Annotated in this window: 3 protein-coding genes; all 3 read left to right on the top strand. The window is 42.9% G+C overall.

The window, feature by feature from the left end:
• Positions 1-114 precede the first annotated feature (114 nt).
• The 3 genes from ACQ4N7_RS30050 to ACQ4N7_RS30040 are packed head-to-tail and all read left to right on the top strand — an operon-like array spanning position 115 to position 3,404.
• Entirely contained in the window at positions 115-2,016 is a 1,902-nt protein-coding gene (locus ACQ4N7_RS30050; RefSeq protein ID WP_430715093.1) for an Eco57I restriction-modification methylase domain-containing protein, read from the top strand.
• Between the two features lie 31 nt (positions 2,017-2,047).
• Positions 2,048-2,725: a hypothetical protein gene (locus ACQ4N7_RS30045; protein ID WP_430715092.1), complete on the top strand. Its 678-nt coding sequence runs from the start codon at positions 2,048-2,050 to the stop codon at positions 2,723-2,725.
• A gap of 58 nt (positions 2,726-2,783) precedes the next feature.
• Positions 2,784-3,404 (top strand): hypothetical protein, encoded by a 621-nt coding sequence (locus ACQ4N7_RS30040; RefSeq protein ID WP_430715091.1) that lies wholly within the window; start codon positions 2,784-2,786, stop codon positions 3,402-3,404.
• Positions 3,405-3,458: the final 54 nt, after the last annotated feature.

The following is a 3,458-nucleotide window of genomic DNA, read 5'->3' as shown; positions in this document are numbered from 1 at the left end:
CAGCTCTCGAATCAGAGCATCTTTCTCCTCAGAACTAAGGCCTTCTAAGGGCGGCAGGTCTTTCATGGCAAAAGTCTACCACCCTCTCTCATTCGCCGGTACCCGTCAACCTAGTTGAGCAATTACGTTCGGGAAACTGCGATTCACCAGCTGCAAGAGCGGCTAGAGCGACTGGAGGCGGAGTTTGCCAATCAGGATATGGACTATCCCCGTAAGTTGTTCTTGATTGAGAACTGTATCTACGGGGTGGATATTCAAAATATTGCGGTGCAAATTGCTAAGCTGCGCTGCTTTATTGCCCTGATTGTGGAGCAAACAGTGGATGACTACCAGCCCAATCGCGGCATCTTTCCATTGCCGAACCTGGAAATGAAGTTTGTGGCGGCGAACACGCTGTTTGCCCTGGAAAAAGCGGAACAACTGTCATTGCTGGGTAGCGATATTGCCCTTAAGGAAAAGGAAGCGGAACTGGAACAACTGCGCCATGACTACTTCCAGACCTATGACCTGGGCAAGAAGCGTCGCCTGAAGGAGAAAGACGAGGCGTTGCGGGCGGAGATTGCAACCTTGCTGCAATCACAGAATGTCTCGAAGTCATCGGCGGAGAAGATTGCCTACTGGAAACCCTACGACCAGCTTGCAGAAGCTGATTTCTTTGACCCTCACTGGATGTTTGGCATTGAGGATGGCTTTGACATTGTGATTGGGAATCCGCCCTATGTGAGGCATGAAAAACTGGGCAGTGAATACAAAGTAGTCCTGAAGCAAAACTTTCCAGGGATTTATTCAGGCACAGCCGATCTTTACACCTACTTTTATGGATGCAGCTTAGCACTTATGAAGTCTCAGGGTGTTCTAGCTTTTATCACATCCAATAAGTGGTTTAAAGCAAACTATGGCAAGCCACTGCGAAAGTACATTTCAGCGAACTGCCAAGTATGCGACATTATTGATTTCGGAGAATTGTCTGTCTTCGATGCAGCCACCTTTCCAATGATTTTCCTGGCTAAGAAAAGCAAGAAAAAGCAGACCTTAACTCGATTCACGCAAGTTACTTCATTAGAGCCCCCATATCCTGATGTTCAAGCTTTAATCAAGGAGAAAGGTGAAGTTTTATCGGAATTAGCCTTGAGCGGTGAGAACTGGCAGTTTGCCAGCGCTGATGTTACAGCTTGCCTAGATAAAATGAAAGCGGTAGGTAAACCGCTAGAGAAATATGTTGATGGCAAGATTTTCTACGGTGTTAAGACGGGTTTTAATAAAGCCTTTGTCATTGATGCTAAAACCAGGGCCGAATTGATTGAGCAAGATCCTAAAAATGCAGAGATCATCAAGCCGCTTTCAGTCGGAGACGATATTCGAAAATGGCATATCCGCGATAAAGATCGCTGGCTCATTTTTATTCCCTGGCATTTCCCACTACACAATGATTCCTTAATTAAAGGCGCTTCGGCAAAAGCCGAGAAATTATTCAAGGCAAGATACTCGGCCATCTACACCTATTTGTTGAACTTTAAAGACAAGCTTGCTAGCCGAAACCAATCAGAAACAGGTATCCGCTATGAATGGTATGCATTGCAAAGATGTGCTGCCACCTATGAGGAATTTTTCCAATTGCCAAAGATAATTTTCCCAGATATTGCAAAAGAATCGCGGTTTTCATTCGACACAGACGGCCGTTTTATCAATGACACTACTTTCATGATTCCCATAAAAGATTTATACCTTATGGGAATCTTAAATTCAAAATTAGCTTGGCATTACCTAAGCCAAACTGCTGCTGTCCTAGGAGATCCAGGCAAGAATGGAAGATTAAGATTAAAAAGAATTTATGTCTCACAAATCCCCATTCCTCCAGCCTCCGACGCCGACAAAGCGGTCATCTCCGCTCTCGTCCAAAAGTGCCTCGACGCTAAAGGCCAAGGCGTGGCCCAGTGGGAAGCTGAGATTGATGACCGGGTCGCCCATCTCTACGGCCTCACCCCCTACGACCTCAAGATCATTCACGGAGACTGATATAAATCCGTTGCTTTACTCTCGTAAAACTATGAAAACAAACCGACGCAACTATCTATGGCTATTCATCGGAGCAATAGTGGTATCTATCGGAATTCCACTACTCGCATATTTCTTGAATTTCCATAGTTCATCCATCTCTAGCGATCCTAACGATTGGGCCTCATTCGGTGATTATTTAGGTGGTACTGCCAATACCTTCTTGGCTCTGGTCAATTTGGGTGTCATCATACTGATAGCGCTTAATCTTTATGAGCTTGAAACTCAGCGAGAGAAACAATTACAAGGATTAGTTTTAAGACCATTCTGCGAATTTATAGTAACCGCTCACAGAGATCATCTATCTATATCAATCAAGAACTTTGGCAATGGACCTGCTCAAATCCAAAACATAATCTTTGAGGAAGTCAAAAAAACTGACGTAACGCCTAAAGCAATTGACGAATTAATTCCTGAAGATGAAGGTATTGCTGATGTATTTGGCACTGTTTTCGATACAGTTACTTGTCTAGGTGCTGGTGAAGAAGTGAATCTATTAACCATAAATCAAAAGGCAGAAAATTCAAGGTTCAATGCCTTCTTTCAGCAAGTTATCGAGAACCTATCCTCTGTCAAGATTGTGTTGCTCTATACCGATATTTTTGACGTTGCCATGCCAGAGAAAAGATGCAATCTCGCGTCCCTCCGGAATTTGAAGCCAAACAGTTAGTGAATTTTAAGAGACTTCATTCATTTTTTAAGATTGCTTCATCTCTAAGAGACTCCTCATGCCTAGCCTATACTTAGTGCCTTACACAGTTAGAGTAAAAGACGTATTGAATGATAGATACGTCAATCCTGGCAACGAAAAAGAGTGGGGAGTAGATCTTTTAGAAATCCTAAAAACATATATCGTTAGCGACTTACCGAGTATACCTTTTGATCCTAAAGACAAATCCAAGAAAACTATTAGATATGAATCTTTATCTCAAGATGAAAGAAAGATTTTCGGTACTTTGAAGGCTGGCGAGTATGGCATTGAGGCAGATCTTCTCGATGTTGAGAATGACGAAACTAACTACACTCGTCAAATGCTTGATGCTGAGCTTATTCCCTACTTCTTTATGGTGAAGGTGCCAACTCACACCCCTTCAGGAATCATGCTTTTTCAAAGGCTTGGAAACAGAGGATTCAAAGATATATTTGAACGAGATTTTTCTAACTATATCAATGGAAAATTTTCAGAGCAATATCGAATCGAAATAAACCCCTTGGTTCCAAGGGAAATGGTAAAGCGTTATCTTGCTAATAGAATCGTTAAGATTAGGCTAATCAAATACCAGGGCTATTTCATTCTAAAAACGGTCTTGAGTGTATCTAGGCCGAATTTACAGAATCGTTCAGCCTGAGCCATATTGGAGAAGGCGTTGGAGCGGTAGAGATTGAGCGCGAAGTTACGAGCG

Origin of the sequence: Nodosilinea sp. AN01ver1 (assembly GCF_050565655.1) — a bacterium.
Classification (GTDB): Bacteria; Cyanobacteriota; Cyanobacteriia; order Phormidesmidales; family Phormidesmidaceae; genus Nodosilinea.
This window is presented reverse-complemented; position numbering and strand designations above follow the sequence as displayed.

What these genes read in the sequence shown, in the direction of transcription:
- ACQ4N7_RS30040 (WP_430715091.1), top strand. Translation starts at nt 2,784, where the DNA reads ATGCCTAGCCTATACTTAGTGCCTTACACAGTTAGAGTAAAAGACGTA.
- ACQ4N7_RS30045 (WP_430715092.1), top strand. Translation starts at nt 2,048, where the DNA reads ATGAAAACAAACCGACGCAACTATCTATGGCTATTCATCGGAGCAATA.